At 70.9% G+C, this 21,570-nt stretch carries 17 protein-coding genes; 9 read left to right on the top strand and 8 right to left on the bottom strand.

Annotated elements, in window-relative coordinates:
- Positions 1-72 precede the first annotated feature (72 nt).
- Positions 73-1,083, top strand: a complete 1,011-nt coding sequence (gene ligD, locus ACW4TU_RS06105; RefSeq protein ID WP_457425374.1) for a non-homologous end-joining DNA ligase — start codon at positions 73-75, stop codon at positions 1,081-1,083.
- Positions 1,084-1,154: 71 nt separating this feature from the next.
- On the opposite strand, the gene ACW4TU_RS06100 is transcribed toward ligD, so the two are convergent.
- Complete coding sequence (locus tag ACW4TU_RS06100) at positions 1,155-3,323, bottom strand: OmpL47-type beta-barrel domain-containing protein (RefSeq protein WP_457429948.1); 2,169 nt, start codon at positions 3,321-3,323, stop codon at positions 1,155-1,157.
- A 56-nt stretch (positions 3,324-3,379) separates the two neighbouring features.
- Complete coding sequence (locus ACW4TU_RS06095) at positions 3,380-5,809, bottom strand: ThuA domain-containing protein (protein ID WP_457425372.1); 2,430 nt, start codon at positions 5,807-5,809, stop codon at positions 3,380-3,382.
- A 295-nt stretch (positions 5,810-6,104) separates the two neighbouring features.
- Here ACW4TU_RS06095 and ACW4TU_RS06090 point away from each other — a divergent pair, with 295 nt between their 5' ends.
- Together ACW4TU_RS06090 and ACW4TU_RS06085 are read left to right on the top strand one after the other, a co-directional pair.
- Entirely contained in the window at positions 6,105-7,118 is a 1,014-nt protein-coding gene (locus tag ACW4TU_RS06090) for a multicopper oxidase domain-containing protein (RefSeq protein WP_457425370.1), read from the top strand.
- Between the two features lie 74 nt (positions 7,119-7,192).
- Positions 7,193-8,212 (top strand): LacI family DNA-binding transcriptional regulator, encoded by a 1,020-nt coding sequence (locus ACW4TU_RS06085; protein ID WP_457425368.1) that lies wholly within the window; start codon positions 7,193-7,195, stop codon positions 8,210-8,212.
- Between the two features lie 106 nt (positions 8,213-8,318).
- On the opposite strand, the gene ACW4TU_RS06080 is transcribed toward ACW4TU_RS06085, so the two are convergent.
- Positions 8,319-9,110, bottom strand: a complete 792-nt coding sequence (locus tag ACW4TU_RS06080; protein WP_457429947.1) for a VOC family protein — start codon at positions 9,108-9,110, stop codon at positions 8,319-8,321.
- Positions 9,111-9,422: 312 nt separating this feature from the next.
- Between ACW4TU_RS06080 and ACW4TU_RS06075 the strand changes: the two genes are divergently transcribed.
- Positions 9,423-9,677, top strand: a complete 255-nt coding sequence (locus ACW4TU_RS06075; protein ID WP_457425366.1) for a WhiB family transcriptional regulator — start codon at positions 9,423-9,425, stop codon at positions 9,675-9,677.
- Between the two features lie 57 nt (positions 9,678-9,734).
- The gene (locus tag ACW4TU_RS06070; RefSeq protein ID WP_457425364.1) at positions 9,735-13,094 is read left to right on the top strand and encodes a hypothetical protein; all 3,360 of its coding nucleotides are present in this window, start codon (positions 9,735-9,737) and stop codon (positions 13,092-13,094) included.
- 19 nt (positions 13,095-13,113) lie between these two features.
- Here the strand turns inward: ACW4TU_RS06070 and ACW4TU_RS06065 are convergent, their stop codons facing one another.
- The 4 genes from ACW4TU_RS06065 to ssgD all read right to left on the bottom strand — a co-directional run bounded on the left by ACW4TU_RS06065 (position 13,114) and on the right by ssgD (position 17,502).
- Positions 13,114-14,091, bottom strand: coding sequence for an acyl-ACP desaturase (locus tag ACW4TU_RS06065; protein ID WP_457425362.1), 978 nt, complete (start codon positions 14,089-14,091; stop codon positions 13,114-13,116).
- Positions 14,092-14,290: 199 nt separating this feature from the next.
- Positions 14,291-15,067: a dimethylargininase gene (gene ddaH / locus ACW4TU_RS06060; RefSeq protein ID WP_457425360.1), complete on the bottom strand. Its 777-nt coding sequence runs from the start codon at positions 15,065-15,067 to the stop codon at positions 14,291-14,293.
- A gap of 114 nt (positions 15,068-15,181) precedes the next feature.
- The gene (locus ACW4TU_RS06055) at positions 15,182-16,798 is read right to left on the bottom strand and encodes an ABC-F family ATP-binding cassette domain-containing protein (RefSeq protein WP_457425358.1); all 1,617 of its coding nucleotides are present in this window, start codon (positions 16,796-16,798) and stop codon (positions 15,182-15,184) included.
- Between the two features lie 287 nt (positions 16,799-17,085).
- Complete coding sequence (gene ssgD, locus ACW4TU_RS06050; protein WP_457425356.1) at positions 17,086-17,502, bottom strand: spore wall synthesis regulator SsgD; 417 nt, start codon at positions 17,500-17,502, stop codon at positions 17,086-17,088.
- Positions 17,503-17,700: 198 nt separating this feature from the next.
- Here ssgD and ACW4TU_RS06045 point away from each other — a divergent pair, with 198 nt between their 5' ends.
- From ACW4TU_RS06045 to mmpA, 4 genes are all read left to right on the top strand, one after another.
- Complete coding sequence (locus ACW4TU_RS06045) at positions 17,701-18,786, top strand: WD40/YVTN/BNR-like repeat-containing protein (RefSeq protein WP_457429945.1); 1,086 nt, start codon at positions 17,701-17,703, stop codon at positions 18,784-18,786.
- Positions 18,787-18,850: 64 nt separating this feature from the next.
- The gene (locus ACW4TU_RS06040) at positions 18,851-19,177 is read left to right on the top strand and encodes a plasmid stabilization protein (RefSeq protein WP_457425354.1); all 327 of its coding nucleotides are present in this window, start codon (positions 18,851-18,853) and stop codon (positions 19,175-19,177) included.
- A 31-nt stretch (positions 19,178-19,208) separates the two neighbouring features.
- On the top strand, positions 19,209-19,910 hold the full coding sequence (locus ACW4TU_RS06035; RefSeq protein ID WP_457425352.1) for an endonuclease V: 702 nt from the start codon (positions 19,209-19,211) through the stop codon (positions 19,908-19,910).
- A 103-nt stretch (positions 19,911-20,013) separates the two neighbouring features.
- Positions 20,014-20,160: a morphogenic membrane protein MmpA gene (gene mmpA / locus ACW4TU_RS06030; protein WP_203690270.1), complete on the top strand. Its 147-nt coding sequence runs from the start codon at positions 20,014-20,016 to the stop codon at positions 20,158-20,160.
- A 40-nt stretch (positions 20,161-20,200) separates the two neighbouring features.
- On the opposite strand, the gene ACW4TU_RS06025 is transcribed toward mmpA, so the two are convergent.
- Positions 20,201-21,388: a saccharopine dehydrogenase family protein gene (locus tag ACW4TU_RS06025; RefSeq protein WP_457425349.1), complete on the bottom strand. Its 1,188-nt coding sequence runs from the start codon at positions 21,386-21,388 to the stop codon at positions 20,201-20,203.
- Between the last annotated feature and the right edge of the window lie 182 nt (positions 21,389-21,570).

Raw genomic sequence — 21,570 nt, 5'->3', positions numbered from 1 at the left:
TTCGATTCTGCGCGTCCGCGAGCGTAATCGCCCGGTGTGCGAGCTATGCGCGGTACGCCTACCGTGGCTCGCATGGGTGAAGCGGTGGAGCTGGAAGCGTTCGGTCGGACAGTGCGGCTGTCCAGCCCGGGCAAGGTCTTCTTTCCGGAGCGCGGGTTCACCAAGCTCGACCTCGCCCAGTACTACCTCGCCGTCGGCCCCGGCATCCTGCGCGCGCTGCGCGACCGGCCGACCACTCTGGAGCGCTATCCGGACGGGGTGGGCGGTGAGAACTTCTTCCAGAAGCGGGCGCCCAAGAACATGCCCGACTGGATTCCGACCGCCCACATCACCTTTCCCAGCGGTCGCAGCGCCGACGAGATGTGCCCGACCGAGGTCGCCGCCGTGCTGTGGGCAGCCCAGTTCGGCACCCTCACCTTCCACCCCTGGCCGGTGCGCCGCGCCGACGTCGACCACCCCGACGAACTGCGCATCGACCTCGACCCGCAGCCCGGTACGGACTACGGCGACGCGGTGCGCGCGGCGCATGAACTGCGGTCCGTGCTCGACGAGTTCGGCGGTCTGCGCGGCTGGCCCAAGACCTCCGGCGGGCGGGGACTGCATGTCTTCGTGCCGATCGAACCGCGCTGGACGTTCACGCAGGTGCGGCGGGCGGCCATCGCCGTCGGACGGGAACTGGAGCGGCGGATGCCGGAGCAGGTGACCACCAGGTGGTGGAAGGAGGAACGCGGGGAGCGGATCTTCGTCGACTACAACCAGACCGCACGCGATCGCACCATCGCGTCCGCCTACTCCGTACGTCCCCACCCACACGCTCCCGTCTCGGCGCCGCTGAAGTGGGAGGAGCTCGACGACGCGCGGCCCCGCGACTTCGACCTCGCGACCATGCCCGGCCGGTTCGCCCGACTCGGCGACGTCCACGCGGACATGGACGACCACGCCTTCTCCCTCGACGCCCTGCTCGAACTCGCCACCCGCGACGAACACGAGCACGGACTCGGTGACCTGCCGTATCCCCCGGAGTACCCGAAGATGCCGGGCGAGCCCAAGCGCGTCCAGCCAAGTCGGGCCCGGAAGGACTGACCTGAGCAACCTGGCGGGGTCACCTCCCGTGCGGCGCCGCTACGCCACCGGACGGGAGGCGACCCCGCTGGTCAGGACAGTTCCTTGATCCGGATGTCCCGGTACGAGACCACATCGGTGGTGCCGTGCACCTGGAGGCCGATGTACCCCGACGCGAACCGCCGCCCGTCCGTGCCCGGGTCGTCCGAGCGCGGCGGAGTGAAGTCCTGGCCGCCGGTGTTGTCGAACTCGTTGATCAGCACGCCGTTGCGGAACACCGAGTAGTGCTGGTCGACCACCCTGATCTCGTAGTCGTTCCAGGTGCCCTTCTGCGTGACACCGGCCCCGGCGAGCCCCACCCGGTCGAAGCCGTAGACCGAGCCCGTCTTGTACATGTCGCCGTCGGGCCGGTCGAAGACCTGCACCTCGTGCCCGTACTTGATGGCGGCCCACTCCGGCCGTGCCTCCTCCGCGTGGCCAAGGATCCACGGGAAGCGCACGAACACACCGGAGTTGGCGTTGCCCGTGCCCGGCGCGTCGTCCCGCCACTGGAGTTTCAGGGAGAAGTCGCCGTACTTCCGCTCCGGGAACCACAGCATGCCCAGACCCTCGACCGTGGTGCCGCTGGTGAGCGACCCGTCGCCGTTCAGCGTGAACGAACCGCCGCCCACCTGCTGCCACTTGGCGAACGACGCGGGCGTGCCGTCAAGGATCGTGCGGTAGCCCTCGGTCTCGCCCGGCCTGCCGATTCCGGAGGCGCGGGCCGCCTCGTCGATCGCCGCGTCCTCACGCTCGTCGACGGCACCGTCCTTGACGAGCCGGTCGAGAACGGTCCGCACGTGCTTGAGGAACAGGGCGTGGGACGTCCACTCCCGCTCGTCCTCGATCAACTCGCCTATCCGGCAGCGGTTGTTGGTGACCCGATTCGGCACCCCCGAGTCGACCGTGCCGACGATCACCGTCAACCGCTCGTCGTACTCCGGGCAGTTGGGCGCCGGAACCCCGCCGCCCGCCACGACCGTGAGGCTCACCGAACGAGCGTCGCTGGTGTTGCCCGCCTTGTCGCTCGCCCGGTACGTCACGGTGTGCGCGCCCGCCCGGTCGACCACCACCGGTGCGGTGTACGCCAGGTAGGGCCCGCCGTCGAGCGAGTACTCGACCGCGGCGACACCCGAACCGCCGTGGTCCGTAGCGCTGACGGTCACCTTCGCACTGTTGACGTAGGCGCCGTTCGCGTTCCGGGTGCCCTCGACGGTCACCCCGGTCACGGGCGGGACGGTGTCCTCGGCGGGCTGGGCCACGACGGTGAACGCGACGCTCTTCTCGGCGGAGACATTGCCCGCCTTGTCGGTGGCCCGGTAGCGGACGCTGTGACCGCCGACCTGATGCACCATCACCGGGCCGCTGTACGGCTGCCAACTTCCGCTGTTCACCGCGTACTCGACCGTGTTGACCCCGGACCCGGTGTCCGACGCGGAGACGGTGACCGTCGCCATGTCGAGATACGCCCCGTCCGCGTTCCGCGCGCCGCTCACCGTCGCCGAGGTCTCCGGCGGCGCCGTGTCGTCCGTCGGCGGCGCGGCCACCGTGAACGTGACGCTCTTCTCGGGGGCGGCGTTGCCCGCCTTGTCGAACGCCCGGTAGCGCACCGTATGGCTGCCGACCTGGTCGATCACCACCGGCGTGGTGTACGGCTGCCAGGCGCCGTCGGAGCCGATCGCGTACTCGACCCGGTCGACGCCGGAGCCCTCGTCGCTCGCCCCGATCGCCACGCCCGCCGAACCGACGTACTGGCCCTGCGAGTTCCGCGCACCGGTGACGTTCGCGGAGGTCTCCGGGGCTGTTGTGTCGGCGCCGCCGCCCTCGGTCACCACGAGGATGCCCTGCATCTGGCCGTGGCCCGGGATCGTGCAGTGATAGCGGTAGCGGCCGGGGGCGAGCGTGACCTCGGCGGTGTGCCGGCCGCCCTGGTCGTCGTTCGGGTTGGCGAGGATGTTCAGCGGGACGTCGTTGTTGTACTCCGGGTCGGAGACGTCGAACGTCAACGTGTGCGGCATTCCCATGGTGTTGCCGGTCGCCGCGCTGTTCTCGAAGACGATCGTCGTCGTACCAGCCACCGCCGTGGCCGGTACGGAGGCGTACTTGGTGATGTCGTCGCCCGCCGTCCAGGTGAGGACCTGAGCGGCGGCCGACTCGGCGCCGGCGGTGGTGGGTTCGGTGGCGCCGCGCGCTCCTGCCACCGACGTCAGTCCGAGAACCATGAACAGGGACGCCAGCAAGGCCGTCCAGAGCTGCCTGCGTCTGCGCACTGTTCGCACTACTCCGCTCCCCTCGCGAGGTCGCCGACCGCGGGCGTCGGGCCGCCGCCGGTGTAAGTGACCCGCCACAGCGCCGACCTGGCGTCCGAGGTGAAGAAGCCCCGGCCGTAGTCGAGGACGTAGAGCGAGCCGTCGGGGCCGAACTTCCAGTCCATGAGGTTCTTGATGCCGTCGTTCCCGATCGGCACGATCTTCTTCAACGACTCGGAGTGGACGGGCAGTCCACCGTCACCCTGGGTCTTCGGGTCGGTGAGCACGGCGTTGCGCGGCTGGTCGGCGTCGTAGAAGTCGCCCACGAACCACTTGCCGTCCCAGTAGGCCGGCCACTTGGTCGTACTCGCGTTCGCCGCGTCGTAGCGGTACACCGGACCGTTCATCGCGGCCTGACCGCCGCCCTTCAGCCACGGCAGCAGATACGTGCTCTCCGACTCCTTGTAGGACGGGACACCGTTCGCGTCGCGCGGGAAGTCGGGGCCGCCGCCCTGGGGCGAGTACCAGATGTTGTTGCCGGTGACGGGCGGCAGGTTGACCAGGCCGTCGTTGTTCGGCGACTCGTTCTTCGGGTGGTCGCAGTCGTACCAGCCCAGCGGCTTCGACGGATCGGGCAGATTGCGGTCACGATAGGGCTGCTTGTTGCCCATGCAGTACGGCCAACCCCGGTTGCCCGCCTGGGTGATGACGGCGAACGTGTCGTACTTCGCCGGACCCCAGGTCGTCGAGGGCGCGCTCGCGTCCGGTCCGACCCAGCCCGCGTACAGGGTGTCGGTCGCCTTGTCGACGGAGATGCGGGCCGGGTTCCTGACCCCCATGACATAGATCTCGCCGCGCGTCTTGCCGCCGCCCTCGGCGGTCTCCCGGCCGGTGAAGAGGTTGCCCTCGGGGAGTGTGTACGTGCCGTCGGACTCGGGGTGGATGCGCAGGATCTTGCCGTTGAGGTTGTTGGTGTTGCCGGCGGTGCGCCGGGCGTCGGCGAACGACACGCCCTTGTAGGCGGGTTGGGGGTTGTTGCCGGAGTAACCGTCGCTGAACTGGCTGGAGTTGTTGTCACCGGTGGCGATGTACAGGTTGCCCTTCGAGTCCCAGGCCATCCCGCCGCCCGAGTGGCAGCAACTGTGGATCTGCACCGGCCACTTGAGCAGCACCTTCTCGCTGTTCAGGTCGAGCCGGTTGGTCGCGAGGTCGAGCGTGAAGCGGGAGACGTACCGCTCGGCCATTCTGGTGTCACGGTTGATCCGTCCGTGGGGCGTGTAGTGGAGATACACCCAGCCGTTGCGCTCGAAGGACGGATCGAGCTCGATGCCGAGCAACCCCTCCTCGACCTTGACGAGTTCGTCCCCGCCGCCCTTGTTGCCGAAGACCGTCAACTCGCCCGCCAGAGTGACCTTCCTGGTCCTCGGGTCGTAGACGTGGATCTGGCCCCTGCCCTTGCCGATGTCCGGGTTGTTCCAGTCGGTGACCACCGGCTGGGAGGAGTCGGCGCCGCCGCGGCCGATGTAGAACACCCGCCCGTCGGGCGCGGTCACCAGCCCGTGCGGCTCACCGATCTGGTCGCTCTGCCCCGGCTGGTTGGGCTGCGTCAGCCGCTCCGCCTTGTAACTGGCGTTGATGGTGGCCTTGCAGTCGGCCTGCGCCAGCCGGGTCGTCCACAGCAGCGCCCCGCGCAGATGGGTGCGGAAGTCCGTCTCGTCGTACGACGACACCGTGCCGCCCATCGCGGTGTAGAAGGAACGTCCGCCGTCGTAGTCCCGGCACCAACTCACCGGGTGGTCCCAGCCGTTGGCACTCGCACCGGGTTTGTACGTCGACTCGCGCACCCGGGCCACGGTGTGCACATCGCCGGAGGGGTTCTTCACCCAGTTCAGCCACTGGTCCGGCCGCTTCCACTGCACCGGCAGCTCCCTGGTGGCCGGATGCCGCCGGTCACCGACCTCAACGGTCGCACGCTGTACGGCCGTTGGGCTGGTGGACGCGGGCCGGGCGCCCACCAGGCCGGTGAACCAGTCGGAGTACGGTTCCGCCCGGGCCGCGTCATGGATGCCGACGAAGCCGCCGCCGGCCTCCATGTACGTCTCCAGCCCGGCTTCCTCCTCCGGGTCGAGGACGTCACCGCCCCCGGTCAGGAAGACGATCGCGTTGAAGGTCCCGAGCCGGGGTCCGTCCGTGAACACGGAGGCGTCGTCCGTGGCCTCGACGCCGAAGCGCTGTGCCGCCGGGCCGGACAACCCGATCCGCTCGATCGCCTCGATGCCGGCGTTGACGACCGGCGACTCGTCCCCGGCAGCCGCCGAACCGTGGAAGACCAGTACACGTACACCGCTACCGCCGGGCGGCGACTTGACGGACATCGTTGTCATGGACGGTTCGGGAGCCGGCCGCGCGCTCGCGGCGGGCCCCGACAGCAGACCGGCGGTGACGACTCCTGCGGCCACGGTGGCCGCCCAGGTCCGTCTCCGTCCGCTCCCGTTCCTTCCCCTGCTTCTCGCGCTCAACTCCCGTAAGCGTATGGACTCTTGATGCGATGTGAACCGCATGTGGTCACCCACCCCTCCTCGGTCACGGCAAACGCAGAGGAAGCTAGACCTCTTTGGGCGACTCGCCAAGAGGTATGACCGGAATGCCGCGAACTTTGTCCTGGTCGTGGATAAACTGGGTCGATGCCGCTACCGTCTCACCGGTTCCTCTCGTTCCCTCTGTGTGATTCCGTACCAGGGTGGGGATTTCTGCATGGACAGACGTGACTTCAACCGGCGGGTGCTGCTCGGCGGCGCCGTCGCTGTGACATCGTTGTCGGTCGCCTCGGAGGCCGGCGGCGCAACCGCCGCCCCCGCGAGGACGGCCCCGGCCGGCGGCGAGGTGCGGTACATCCAGCTGTACGCGGAGCAGCTCGCCGACGGGCAGATGGGTTACGGCCTCGCGAAGGGCACGGCGTCCGTCCCCGGGCCTCTGATCGAGCTGAACGAGGGCGACACGGCACACATCACTTTGGAGAACACCTCCAGCGTGGCCGTGAGCCTGCACGTCCACGGCATGGACTACGAGATCTCCAGCGACGGCACGAAACTGACCCACAGCGAGGTCGAACCCGGCGGCACCCGCACCTACACCTGGCGCACACACGCCCCGGGCCGCCGTACGGACGGCACCTGGCGGGCGGGCAGCGCGGGCTACTGGCACTACCACGACCATGTCGTCGGCACCGAACACGGCACCGGCGGCATCCGCAAGGGGCTCTACGGCCCGGTGATCGTCCGGCGCAAGGGTGACGTCCTCCCGGACGTCACGTACACGATCGTCTTCAACGACATGACGATCAACAACAGGTTCGGCCATCAGAACCCGAACTTCGAGGCCACGGTGGGTGATCGCGTCGAGTTCGTGATGATCACGCACGGCGAGTACTACCACACCTTCCATATGCACGGTCACCGCTGGGCGGACAACCGCACCGGCCTGCTCACCGGCCCCGACGACCCGAGCCAGGTCGTCGACAACAAGATCGTGGGCCCGGGGGACTCCTTCGGGTTCCAGGTGATCGCGGGAGAGGGCGTCGGGGCGGGCGCGTGGATGTATCACTGCCATGTACAGAGCCACTCGGACATGGGGATGGCGGGTCTGTTCCTGGTGCGGAAGACGGACGGGACGATTCCCGGGTACGAGCCGCACGGTGCTGCGAGTGGGGCGGGTGCTGCGGCTCGGGCGGGCGGGGCGCGGGAATCGCAGCCGTCGCACGAGCACTGACGGGACCCGAGAGCGCTCTCATCCGGTGCCCGGGCGGGACTATCCTGATCGGCAACCGCCGATGAGGAGCCGAAGTGACCGAGACCGCGTCGCGTCCCACCCTGGAGGCCGTGGCCGCGCGGGCGGGGGTCTCCAGGGCCACCGCGTCACGCGTGGTGAACGGCGGGGACGGCGTGCGCGAGCCCCTCGTCGAACGGGTCAGGCAGGCCGTCGAGGAACTCGGGTACGTGCCCAACCAGGCCGCCCGCTCCCTGGTGACGAGACGGCACGACGCCATCGCCGTCGTCATCGCCGAACCGGAGACCCGGGTCTTCGCCGACCCCTTCTTCGCCCTGCAACTCCGGGGGATCAGCAAGGAGCTGACCGCCCATGACTCCCAACTCGTGCTGCTGCTCACCGAAGGGCGCGACGACCACTCCCGCGTCGGCAGATATCTCGCCGGCGGGCATGTCGACGGCGCCCTCGTCTTCTCCCTGCACCTCGACGACCCGCTGCCCGGCCTGGTCCAGCGCGCCGGCGTCCCGACCGTGTTCGGCGGCCGGCCCGGCTGGAGCGACGGCACCCGCGACGCCGTGTACGTCGACAGCGACAACCGGGGCGGCGCCCGGGCGGCCGTACGGCACCTCGTCGCCCTGGGGCGGACGCGGATCGCGCACATCACGGGTCCGCTGGACCAGACCTCGGCGGCGGACCGGCTCGACGGGTTCCGGGACGTCATGCCCGGCGCCGACCCGCGACTGATCGCCGAGAGCGACTTCACCCCGGCGGGCGGGGAACGCGCGATGCGCGAACTGCTCGACCGGTGCCCGCACCTGGACGCCGTGTTCGCGGCCAACGACCTCACCGCCTCGGGCGCCCTTCGCGTTCTGCGTGAACGCGGACGGCGCGTGCCCGAGGACGTCGCCGTGGTCGGCTTCGACGACATGCTCCCGGTCGCCGAACAGACCGACCCGCCGCTCACCACGGTCCGTCAGGATATCGAGGAGATGGGCAGGCTGATGGCCCGCCTGTTGCTGGGCGCGGTCGACCATGCGGCCGGCGCGCCGGCCGGCGTGGTCCTGCCCACCACGCTGGTCCGTCGCGCCTCGGCGTAGCACTGTGTGGGTGGTCCGTCGGCTGCGGGCCGGTGGGGGCTGGTCGCACCCCGCGGCCGAGCCGCGATCCGACACAGCCCCGCGCCTCTTCGGGGGCGCCCTCTCCTTACATCTGTGCCGGCGCGCTCCTGATCACCGCGAAGCGTGCCCCGTACGGGTCGGTGAGCCGGGCGATGCGGCCGACGCCCTCCACGTCCGTGGCCGGCATCCGGACCTGACCGCCGTGTTCCTGGGCCGTGGCGACCGTCGTGTCGGTGTCGGCGACCTCGAAGTACGGCAGCCAGTACGGAGTGGTCTCGGTGCCCGTCGGATCGTCGTCCACGTCGATGACCCCGCCGAACATCCCGTCGTCCCCGGAGCCCGCCGGGTTCACGCACGTGTACGAGCCGCCCGGGAACGGCACCGCCGAGGTCTCCAGGCCCAGCACCGCGCTGTAGAACGCGGCGACCTTGGGGACGTCCGTCGTGTAGAGCTCCACCCAGCACAGGGAGCCGGTCTCGCCGGCGATGTCGAGGCCCTTGATCCGGCCGGGCTGCCAGAGGCCGAAGACGGCGCCGGTGGTGTCGGTGAGGATGGCCATCCGGCCCGCGTCCATGACATCCATGGGCGGTGCCGGGACACCGCCCCCGGCCTGCTCGGCGGCCTTGGCGGTGGCGTCGACGTCCGGGGTCTGGAAGGACACCGTCCAGGACGGCGGTCCCTGGCCCTCGCCGCTCTGCATGCCGCCCGCGACGGTCCGCCCGCCCAGCTGGAAGAAGCCGTACCCCCCGGCTTCGGGGCCCGCCGACCGGAAGTCCCAGCCGAAGAGCGCCCGGTAGAAAGAGGTGGCACCCTCGATGTCGGGGGTACCGAGATCGATCCAGTTCGGAGCGCCGGTCACAAAACGGGTGGTGAGCATCATTGCCCTCCTCTGTGGGCCCCGCCCTCTGGGAGGGACCCGTTGCCTGTTCTGCCGAGTCTTGCACCGCCCACTGACAATCGCTGCCGGAGCGCTTCTGCGGAACCGGGCGCCGACCGCGGTCACCTTGGGTGAGGCGGAAGACGCGCCTCGTCCCAGAACACTCCGCGCGCCGCCGTGCGCTCGCGCCTCCGGCGGGAGGATCATCGGGCGAACCGGTGAGACCCCCGGGCCGTTCGTCGGTCGGGCCCGGAGGCGGCCGTTGATCGGACGTTGAGCGAACGTTTTTCACCGCCCGGCACGATCTCGGGCATGCACTACGAGACGATCACCCCGATGGACAGCGCCTGGCAGGCGCAGGCCCTGTGCGCAGAGACCGGGGCCGACTTCTTCTTTCCCGAACCGGGCAGCTCGGTGCGCGAGGCGAAGCGCATCTGCGGGATGTGCGAGATGCGCCCCGCCTGTCTGGAGTACGCGCTCAACAACGACGAACGGTTCGGCGTCTGGGGCGGCCTCTCCGAGAAGGAGCGACTCGACCTCAGGCGCACCTCGCGCACCTCCCACTGACCTCTCGGACGGCAATTCCTGTACGCCGACCGGTTCCGAGCGGGCACAATCCAGCTCATGCCCCGTACCCCGCACCAGCAGGCCGACAGTCTGCTGAACGCTCTCGACCCGCTTCCGTATCCGCAGCGCATGCGTGAACTCGCCGTCCGTGCAAGCGAGTTCACACCACTGCGATTGGTGTTGGCGGAACTTGAGGAACGCGGGTCGTACGGACGTGACCTCGCGGTCGTCGCGGCGGCGGTCGGGCGGGACTCCGCATGGATCGCGGACCGGATCGCCGACCCCGACCCCTACGTGCGGGGGCACGCGCTGCAAGTCGCCGACAGCCTCCGAGTACCCGACTCCGCCTACGAGTCGGGTCTCGTCGACGCCTCCGAGGCGGTACGCCGGGACCTGCTGCGCGCGATCGTCGCGGGCCGGCGAACCGCACTCGCCGACCGGATGCTGGACGGACTCCGGCGGGACTGGGGAGACGCGGAAGCGGCACGACTACTGCCCGGCTGCACGCCGGAGACGGTGACGCGGCTGCTCCCCGAACTGTTCCACGCCTTCGACGCCTGGCGGACGCTCGCCCGACACCACCCCGACGTCCTCTTCGACGTGGCGGAACGGGAGCTGGCCGACCTGCCCACCGCGCTGTACGACACCTGGTGGGAGCGCTGCGCCGACGCCATGGCCGCCGTCGTGCCACACGATCCCCTGCGTGTCCTCGGCTTCCTGGAGCAGCGGCCGCCCCGGGTGCTCCCTCATCAACTCCGCTCCTGCATGCGCGTGTTCGCTGCCGCCGCCCCCGAGCGCGTACTGCGCCTGCTCGCCACGCCCGGCTGGGCCGCCCCGGGAGTCCGCTCGCTGCCAGCCTCCGTGCTGCGCAGGCTGGCCCGCACCGGGGGCCCCGAACTCGTCCATTACGCAGGGGCGTTGGCGGCCTCCGGAGACCTTCCGGCACTTCTGAACGCCATGCCTCCCGGCAGGCGTCACGCCCTGCTCGTGGCGGTACGGGAAGGCCGGGGCGCGGCTGCCCTCACCGCCGACGAGACGATCCTGTCGGCGCTGCCCCGCACCCACGCCCCCGACGAGGCCCGCCGGACGGCCGCCGCCGCCCGGGAACGGGGCGCCGACTGGTACGCCGTACTCCTGGTCGAATCGTTCCTGCCCGTCGACGAGGTGCGCGCCAGGATCATCGACGCCACCCGTCGCCCCGCCGCCGAAGACCGTGCCCTGGCCTGGCCGTTGCTGATCCGCAACGCCGCGCGCTCCGGCCATTCGGCCGCCGTCACCGTCGTACTGGAGGAGATGGGACGGCTGCGGAACGAGCAGGACCCCGTGCGCTCCGCCGCGTTGGGGGCGCTGGCCGACGTCCGCCCCGCCCTCTTCACCGAGGACGCCGAACCGCACCTCGACCGCATCGCCGGGGACGCCGTCGAGGCCCGCGACTCCTCAGCCCTCACCCGGCAGCGGCTCAGCGCCCTCGCCCTCGGGGTGCTGCGCGAGCACGCGGCGGGCGGGCCAAGGGAGTTGGTGAACTGGGCGCTGCGCACCCTGGTCCGCATCACCGGCAACACAGGCACCGTCGACCTCGGCCACCTCGATCACACCCTCGCGCGCGGTCAGGAACACCGTGTCTACGAGGCCCTGCGCCCCTGGATCGAGGCGGGCGCCGAAAAGGCCGACTACAGCCTCGCCTTCGCCCTCACCCGGGCCGTCGGACGACGCGCTGCCGGCATGGCCGAACTCCAGGACCTGCTCTGGCAGGCGATCCGGTACGGCGGCAAGGACTCGACCGTACGCACAGCGGTCGACCTCTGGCTGGAACCGCCCGCCACCCGCGACGAACGGGTCACGCGCGTCCTCGCCCACGAACCCTCGGCCGGAGCGCTGCCCGCGGTGTGGCGTGTCCTCGCCCGCCGCCGCACCGACCTGCTCGACCCGTTCCTGGCCGAGACCCCGCCGTACGGCCGCTTCCTGCCGAAGCGCGAGCCCTGGACCGCCCGGGTCGATCACGACGTCCGTCGCTGGCTGCCCCGCCAACACCGGGCGTTCATAAGACAGTTGGCCGATGTCGCCGGCGACTCCGCGCTGCCGCTGTACCGGCGGGTCGGCGCGATCGAACAGGCCGCGCACGTCCCGGAGTTCGGCGCCGCGCTCGTGCGGCAGTGGACCGGCTCCGGGGATGTCGTCCTCGCCGAGGCGGCTCTCGCCGCGCTCGCCCGCACCGACCGGCCCCAGGACACGCTGCCCGAACTGCTCGCGCACGCGGGCGACGACCGGGCCCGCGTCGCCGTGTACGCGGCCACCGGAGCCTCCCGGCACGCGCGGCCGTCGCTGCTGGCCGGACAACTGGGGGACCTGCTGCGCGCGCCGGACACCAAGGTGACCAGCCGCAAGGAAGCTGTCCGGCTGGCGGCGACACGCCTCCCCGCGCCGTCGGCCGCGACGCTGCTGAGCGAGACGTACGGCCGTCCCGGCACCCACCGTGATGTGCGTACCGCGTGTGTGGCCTTCGCGGGAGGCCTGGTCGCGCACGAACCGGTCTGGGAGGTGCTGCGTGACGCGGCCGGCGCCGAGCCGGTGCTGCGCCGGGCCGTGCTGCGGGTCCGGCCCCTCGACCTGCCCGAACCCCACCGTGAGCGCTACGCCCGTCTCGTGCGTGACGTGTGCGCCACCGACGACCCCGAGACCGCGGCCCTCGCCCTGGGTGCGCTGCCCCAGTGGACGCCCTGGTCGCCCGACGCGCCCGCGGTGCTGGTCCGGGTCACGACGGATCTCGACGACCGGACGAACTGGCAGATCGCGGCCAGGGGCCTGGTGGCCGTCGCGGAGGGCTCCCCGCAGGGCGCGCGCCGGCTCCTGGAGGCTCTGCGGACACTTGCCGAACCCCCGGCGGCGGACGCCGACACCGATCTGGACGCGGGGGAGATCCGCGACCGCCCCGCCCGTCGGCGCGTCGAGTACGTCGTCTCCCACCTCTGCCGGTACGGCAGCCCGGCCGCCGAAGCCGTCCGGCCCGCCGCTCTCGCCGCGAGCGAGCTGCTCGCCGGGTACGACGCCCATGTGGCACAGGCCGCGACCCTGGCGGCGTACCACCTGGACCTCGACGCCCGGCCGCCCCGCCTCGAACAACTGGCCGCGCTCACCGCCGGTCGCCCCGCCCTCGCTGTCCGCACCGCCGGTGAGCTCGGCGAACGACTGGCGCGCCGGGAACACGAGGGCGCCCCCGATGCACTGCTGGCCGAGGTCCGCCGTCTGACCGCCCATGGAGGCCATGCCGAAGGGCTGTTCGCGGTCGCCGTCACCGGAGCGTTGGGCGGCCGGACGGGCTGGGCCGCTCCCTGGCGCGAGGAGCTGAGAGCACTGCGCCGCCACCTCGTGGCCGACGTGCGGGACGCGGCGCTGGACGAGGTGACGGCGTACGAGTGACCGGTGTCGCGGGGGTGGGTCAGCCGGCGGCGCGGGCCGCCATGCGGGCCTTGCGGGCCGCGAGCTTCGCGTCGAACTTGGAGGCCTCCGAGTCCAGGCCGCCCATGAACATGCCCAGTTCCTCCTGGGCCTGGAGACCCTCGGGACCGAGGTCGCCCATGTCCATGACCTTCAGGTGGCGCAGGACGGGCTGGAGCACGTCGTCGTGGTGGATGCGCATGTTGTAGACCTCGCCGATCGCCATCTGCGCGGCGGCCCGCTCGAAGCCGGGCATGCCGTGACCGGGCATGCGGAAGTTGACGATCACGTCCCGGACCGCCTGCATGGTCAGGTCGGGCGCGAGTTCGAACGCGGCCTTCAGCAGGTTCCGGTAGAAGACCATGTGCAGGTTCTCGTCGGTCGCGATGCGGGCCAGCATGCGGTCGCAGACCGGGTCGCCGGACTGGTGGCCGGTGTTGCGGTGCGAGACACGGGTGGCCAGCTCCTGGAAGGCGACGTACGCCACCGAGTGCAGCATGGAGTGCCGGTTGTCCGACTCGAAGCCCTCGGCCATGTGCTGCATACGGAACTCTTCGAGCTTGTCCGGGTCGACCGCGCGGGAGGCGAGCAGATAGTCGCGCATCACGATGCCGTGCCGGCCCTCCTCCGCCGTCCAGCGGTGCACCCAGGTGCCCCAGGCACCGTCGCGGCCGAAGAGGCTGGCGATCTCGTGGTGGTAGCTGGGGAGGTTGTCCTCGGTGAGGAGGTTGACGACCAGGGCGATCCGGCCGAGCTCGGTGACCTTGGACTGCTCCTTGCCCCAGGCCTCGCCGTCCTCGAAGATGCCGGGGAAGTTGCGGGCGTCGCTCCACGGCACGTACTCGTGCGGCATCCAGTCCTTGGCGACCTTCAGATGACGGTTGAGTTCCGTCTCGACCACTTCTTCCAGGGCGTACAGCAGCCGAGCGTCGGTCCAGGCGCTGGACGGGCTGCCGAGGTGCGGGGAAGTGATCGTCATGAATGCTCCAGAATGACGTTGCGAGCGGGTGAGCGGACTGCCGTTACCCAACCTACGGCATCGTAGGCTACGTTCCCGTAGGTTACGCCACCGTAAGTTAAGAACGCTGTAAAGATCGCTGATCAGCGCGTTTGTGCCAGAACCTGGTAAGCCTCCGGACTCGCAGGTCCGGGACCGGACGAGTACCCCGCTAGCCCGGTCACATGTACAGCTCCCGCAGCCGAACCGAGAGGCATGTCACACAGCCTTCCAGCTTCTCGAACTCGCTGATGTCGACGACCACCGGCTCGTGCCCGAGATCGGCGAGCAGTTCGGCCGTCTTCGGCGCGCTCGCGGCCATCAGCAGCTTCCCGCCGCCCAACAGCACCACGTGCGCCCCGGACTCCTCCGGCACCGGCAGGAAGCGCGGGAAGAGGGACGGGGTGTCCACCAGGGGCTCGTACCCGATGACGGTTCCGTCCGGCAGTGCGGTGACCGCGGACTTCAGGTGCAGCACGCTGCTCACCGGCACGGCGACGACCCGGGCGCCGAGCGGTTCGAACACGGCCTTGAGCTGCTGCACCCCGGCGGCGTTGGTCCGCCCGCCCCGCCCGACGTAGATGGTGTCGCCGACCTTGAGGACGTCACCGCCCTCCAGCGTGCCCGGCTCCCAGACCCAGTTCACCGAGCAGCCGAGGCGGGCCACCGCCTCCTCGACGCCGCCGGTCTCATCGCGCCGGGACTCGGCGCCGGGCCGCGCGATCAGCGCGACGTTCCGGTGGACGACCACCGCGTCCTCGACGAACACCGAGTCCGGGCAGTCGTCCGCCGGATCCACCTCGACGGTCTCCCAGCCGTGCGTGCGCAGGGCCTCCGCGTACATCTCCCACTGCCGGCCGGCGAGGTCGGCGTCGATCTTCTCGCGCTCGATGTGCGTGACGAGGCCCTCGGTCAGGCGCGGGCTCGGGCGGCGTATGAGGGCCTTCTTGCTGGGCACGAGGGAACTCCGTATCGGAAGGGGGTGTCCGCGCACATCATGCAGCCCCGGCCTGTGCGGACAAAAGCCCCGGAGGTCAGACGGAGGCGGACCGGGGCCGCGTCCCGCTGTCGATCATCCCACCTCCTCCGGATCGATCTCCCTCAGCTCCCCGTCCAGCAGCAGCCACCGGGTGATCCCGATCGACTCCAGGAACGGCAGGTCGTGGCTGGCGACGATCAGTGCTCCCTCGTACGAGTCCAGGGCCGTCGTGAGCTGTCGCGCGCTCGCCATGTCCAGGTTGTTGGTCGGCTCGTCCAGCATCAGGAACTGCGGCGCGGGCTCCGCCAGCATCAGGGCGGCCAGGGCGGCACGGAACCGCTCACCGCCCGACAGGGTCGCCGCCCGCTGGTCGGCGCGGGCACCCCGGAACAGGAAGCGGGCCAGCCGGGCGCGGACCCGGTTGTTGGTGGCGCCCGGGGCGAACCGGGCCACGTTCTCGGCGACGGTCAGCTCGTCGTCGAGGACATCGAGCCGCTGCGGAAGAAAGCGCAGCGGCACGTGTGTCTTCGTCTCCCCGGCGACCGGGGCCAGTTCGCCGGCGATCGTCCGCAGCAGGGTCGTCTTGCCCGAACCGTTGCGTCCGATCAGCGCGACCCGCTCGGGCCCGCGCAGATCGAAGGAGCCCGCGCTCGCTCCGTACGCCAACTCCAGGTCCAGGATCGTGAGTACGGTACGCCCGGGCGGTAGGGCCGTGCCGGGCAGGTCGACGCGGATCTCGTCGTCGTCCCGTACGGCGTCCACCGCCTCGTCGAGCCGCTCCTTCGCGCCGGCGAGCCGCTCCTCGTGCATGATGCGGTGCTTGCCCGCCGACTCCTGGGCGGCCCGTCTGCGTGCCCCCATGACGATCTTCGGCTCGCGCTTCTGCTCGGCCATCTTCTGTCCGTACTTCTTGCGGCGGGCCAACTTGAGCTGGGCGTCGGCCAGTTCGCGCTTCTGCTTCTTCACGTCGGCCTCGGCCACGCGCACCATGCGCTCGGCCGCCTCCTGTTCGGTGGCGAGTGCCTCCTCGTACGCAGAGAAGGTGCCGCCGTACCAGGTGACCTCCCCGGAGCGCAGGTCGGCGATCTGGTCGACCAGGTCCAGGAGTTCGCGGTCATGGCTGACCACGATCATCACGCCGGACCAGGAGGAGACGGCCGTGTAGAGCCGTCGGCGCGCGTACAGGTCCAGGTTGTTGGTCGGCTCGTCCAGCAGGAGGACGTCCGGGCGGTCCAGCAGCAGCGCGGCCAGCCGCAGGAGAACCGCCTCACCGCCCGAGACCTCGCCGACCGTGCGGTCCAAGTCGATGTGGCCGAGGCCGAGTTCGCCGAGCGTGACCAGGGCGCGTTCCTCGACGTCCCAGTCGTCGCCGATCGTCTCGAAGTGCCCCTCGGCCACGTCACCCGCCTCGATGGCGTGCAGCGCGGCCCGCTGGGCGGAGATGCCGAGCACCTCCTCGACGCGCAGCGCGGTGTCGAGGATGACGGTCTGCGGGAGGTAACCGACGTCGCCCGCGACACGGACGGTGCCGTCGGCGGGCCGCAGTTGCCCGGCGATGAGCTTCAACAGGGTTGATTTCCCTGATCCGTTGACGCCGACGAGCCCGGTGCGGCCGGGGCCGACGGCGACGTCGAGACCGTCGAAGACGGCGGTGCCGTCGGGCCAGGCGAAGGACAGGGAGGTGACGGCGACGGAAGTGGTGGCTGACATGTGGCCTCGCGGTTGCTTGGGTCGGTCGGGGCAAACGCGTGTCGAGACACCGACGGGCGGCGAAAGAGTCCTGATGGCACGAGAAAGGCCCTGCTCCGGAGGGAGGCACGGACGGCTCGGGCACCGAGGTCGCACGCTACGCACACACACCACTGGAGGGTGTGGGGCGCGGTGTCTCAGGACCTCAGTAGAGCAACGTCCTTCTCCAATTCGACGGCAACAGGACCGCGTACAGCGTAGGAAGAGGCGTTTCAGGCTGTCAAAGGATTAAACGTGGGCTGGGGCTGTCACAGGGCGTCGCGCATCAGCTCCGCGAGGTCGCGGTCCAGGTCCGTCTGGAGATGCTCGAGACCGACGGGCACCAGCTCGGTGGTGGCCGCCAGGAAGTGCCGCAGCTCGCCGGAGCGGACATGCACGACCGCGGTCCCTTCGGGGGCGTGGAACTCCAGCACCGTACGGTCGTAGCCGTACGGCCGCACTCGTACGTCGCCGTGACCCTGAGGCTCCCGCATGCCGTCGGCGAGGAGTTCGCGGGCGAAGGTCCAGCAGACCTCCACGCCCTCCAGTGTGGCCGACGCGGGGAAGGTCATCCGGACCGCGAACGGGTCGCTCCGGTCGTACGTGAGCGTTGCGGGAATGCTTGTCATCCGCGGTGCGGCGGCGACGAGACGGGCATCTACGAGCTGCTCGATGACGGTGAACAACGCCTTGCTCCCTTGTGACGGTTGGCCGGACTCCGGGTTGGAACGGTCCGCACACTGAGAGAGACGCTGGAACGAGCCAAACAGTGCACCTGAATTTCGAGTGACCTCTGTCACCGAGTTCATTCACTGCTACGTTCGCCCGCCATGAGGATCATGAGAATGCAGCGACAGAACAGGCGTGCGAGTCGGACGAGGCGAATGGTGATGGCGGGCACGTGCGCGGCTGCGCTCGCCGCCGTGGCCGCCGGGCTGGCAGCACCCGCGCAGGCGTCCGAGGGGACGGGCGCGGTGCCCGGAGCCGGGCACCGCACGCCGCACTGGGCGCCGAAGGACAGCGGCACCACCGACGTCCGCTTCCGCGGACTGTCCGCCGTCAGCCGAGGCACCGCCTGGGTCGCCGGTACCCAGGGCACCGTCCTGCGCACCACCGACGGCGGGACGAGCTGGCGAAACGTCTCTCCGCCGGGTGTGGCCGAGCTCCAGTTCCGGGACATCGAGGCGTTCGACGCGCGGCGCGCCGTGGTCCTGGCCATCGGCGAGGGAGAGGCCTCCCGCGTCTACCGCACCGACGACGGCGGCGAGACCTGGACCGAGTCCTTCCGCAACACCGACGCCAGGGCCTTCTACGACTGCCTCACCTTCTTCGACAGCCGCCACGGCCTCGCGATGAGCGATCCGGTGGACGGGAAGTTCCGCATCCTGTCCACCAGCGACGGCGGACGCTCCTGGACAGTGCTGCCCAGCGCCGGCATGCCGGCCGCGCTGGAGGGCGAGGCGGGCTTCGCGGCGAGCGGACAGTGCCTGGTGAGTTCGGGGCCGCGTGACGTGTGGCTGGCCACGGGCGGGGGTGCACGCGCGCGTGTGCTGCACTCCGCCGACCGAGGGCTCACCTGGACGGCCACCGGCACGCCGATACCGGCGGGCGACCCGGCCCGCGGCGTCTTCGCGCTCGCCTTCCGCGACCGCGCGCACGGACTGGCCGTGGGCGGCGACTACCGCGCCGACCAGGCCTCCCCGCGCGCGGGGGTGGTCAGCGCGGACGGCGGTCGCACCTGGACGACGGCGACCACACCGCCGCCCGCCTACCGCTCCGGCGTCGCCTGGCTCCCGTACAGCCGCACGGCAGCGCTCGCGGTCGGCCCGACCGGCACCGACCTCACCACGGACGCGGGGCGCACCTGGAAGACCGTCGACACGGGCTCGTACGACACCGTGGACTGCGCCCCCGACCTGGGCTGCTGGGCCTCCGGGGAGAAGGGCCGGGTGGCACGGCTCGAATCCTGAGACACGGGTACCCGTTCACCGAACCGGCACGAGAGGGCAGCGCGAGCCAAGGGAGTGAACGGTCATGCCACGTGGTGCGAGCCCCAAGCGGGAACGCCAGTACGAGCACATCAAGGACAGTGCGCTGGACCGGGGCGAGAGCGAGAAGCGCGCCGAGGAGATCGCCGCGCGGACCGTCAACAAGGAACGCGCCCGGTCCGGCGAGTCCAAGACCGCCAGCCGTACGTCCACCCAGGACATGTCGTCCGCCAGGCGCGGCGGACAGCGCTCGCACACGGGCGCCCAGGGCCCCACGTACGACCAGCTCTACGAGGAGGCCAGGAAGCGGAACGTGAACGGCCGCTCAAGCATGAACAAGGCGCAGCTGAAGAAGGCCCTCGGCGACAAGTGACCCAGGGCCGGCTCGTACGCTCGTCGGCACCATGGAGATGAAGACGACGACCGTACCCGTTCCGGCAGGCTGGCCCACGACCGAGGAACGGGCCCGCGCGGTCCAGGACGAGCTGCGGCTGCGGGTGGTGCTGGACGAGCCGGGGCCGCCGGCCGGGACCGGGCACGTCACGGGCGTCGATGTGGCCTACGACGACGAGCGGGACCTCGTCGTGGCCGCCGCGGTCGTCCTGGACGCGACGAGCCTCGACGTCGTCGCCGAGGCCACGGCCGCCGGGCGGGTCCCCTTTCCGTACGTGCCCGGTCTGCTCGCGTTCCGCGAGATCCCGGCCGTCCTGGCAGCCCTGGACGCGCTTCCCGTCCCGCCCGGCCTCGTCGTCTGCGACGGCTACGGTCTGGCCCACCCGCGCCGCTTCGGCCTCGCCAGCCACCTCGGCGTCCTCACCGGCCTCCCCACGATCGGCGTCGCGAAGAACCCGTTCACCTTCGCCTACGAGGAGCCGGGCGCCCGGCGTGGGTCGGCGTCCCCGCTCCTGGCGGGCGGGGAGGAGGTCGGCCGCGCCCTGCGCACCCGGGACGCGGTCAAACCGGTGTTCGTCTCGGTCGGCCACCGCACGGCCCTCGACACGGCCTGCGCCCACACCCTCGCGCTCACCCCGGACTACCGCCTCCCGGAGACCACCCGCCGGGCGGACGCCCTGTGCAGACGGGCGCTGAAGGAAGCGACCGCCTGAAGGGGAGCGACCGCCCGAGGCGATCAGGTGATGGTCATCTGAGTACCTGTTCTGAGTACGTGTACGGATGTCGGCGGGCCCGGGCTGTCGGCAGGCTGTGCCCATGACCACGCACCGAGCCCCTAAGCCCGTCGCCAGCCCCGCACAGCCCGTCGAGCGGGCCGTCACGGCCGCACTGATCGTCGCCGTACTGGCGGGGCTCGCCTGGATCGTCGGCATGATCTACACGGTCACCGGCTGGGCCCAGTAAGCCCCCGGAAGCCCTTCTTCGTCTCCGAGGGCCCGGCCGGTCACCTGCTGGCCGCGACCCGGAACGTGATGCCCGCCTTGCGCAGGCGTTCGATCAGCGCGTCGCCCATCGCCACGGCGGTGGTGACCTGACCGGCCGTCGCCGGGAGGTCGTCGAAGGCCAGGGAGAGCGCCGACTCGGCGAACATCTTCGCGGTCTCGTCGTAGCCGGGGTCGCCGCCCGAGACCTCCGTGAACACCCGTCGGCCGCCGCCCTCACCCACGAACCGCACCGAGAACCAGCTCTTCGCGCGCCGCTCCGCGCTCGGCCCGTCACCCGGCCGCAGTCGCCCGGACAGCCAGCGCCGCGCGGGCGGCAGCTGGGCCGCCGCGAACACCGCACCGGCCGCGGCGATCCCGCCCGCCGCGAAGGGCAGCCGTCGTACCGCCGCGTAGTGGCGGTAACGGAAATCGGGACCGTACCGTTCCAGCGCGCGTGCCGAGCGCACCACGACCTGCGGGTCGATGGTGGGCAGTGGCAGTGCCCAGGCGTCGACCTCCCCGGCGTACCGGGGTGCGCTCGCGGGAGCGGTCGCCCGGCGGCCCAGCAGCCGCGGCTCGTGCCGTCGGCGGTCGCGTGCGGCGGCCAGCATCTGCGGTCCCCGGGAGAACTGGTTGAGGGCCGAGGCGAAGGTGCCGCCCGAGAACATCGCCTCGGCGCGCACGAACCCGTCCACGGTCAGCGGCACGCCCTTGGGCAGCTGCGCGACGGTGAAGTACGCGCCCAGGTCGTGCGGGATCGAGTCGAAACCGCAGGCGTGCACCAGCCGGGCGCCGGTCTCCCGCGCGCGCGTGTCGTGCCGGACGTACATCAGGTCGACGAACTCCGGCTCACCACTGAGGTCGAGGTAGTCGGTGCCGGCGTCCGCGCAGGCGGCGACCAGTTCCTCGCCGTACGTCAGATAGGGGCCGACCGTGGTGGCCAGCACGCGCGCGTGCCCGGCGAGAGCGCGCAGCGAGGCCGGATCGGAGACGTCCGCCTCCAGCGCCCCGACCGCGGCGGCCCCGCCGATGTCCGCGAGGCGCTCACGCAGGCGCTCCAGCTTGTCCAGGTCACGGCCGGCGACCGCCCAGCGCAGATCCTCGGGCGCGTGCGCGGCGAGGTATTCGGCGGTGAGTGTGCCGACGAAGCCAGTGGCTCCGAACAGCACGATGTCGTACGGGCGTTCCACCCTGCTCGGCCTGTTCATGACACCCCTTGCTGTGCATCCCGCGCCGTTGTCGGTGGTCGAGGCTAGCGTGAGGTGGATCGATCTCGCGCGGCCGGTCGTTGTCCGGAACGAAGCGGCTTGGCCAAGCGCTTGCTTAATCAACGTCCTGCGAAGTCTTGTGCGGAGTGGAACGCGTTCCTAGCATCGCTGGTGTCACATCG

The organism is Streptomyces kryoterrae (assembly GCF_054072135.1).
The sequence above is the reverse complement of the archived record's forward strand: the minus strand, read 5'-3'. Positions and strand labels throughout refer to the sequence as shown.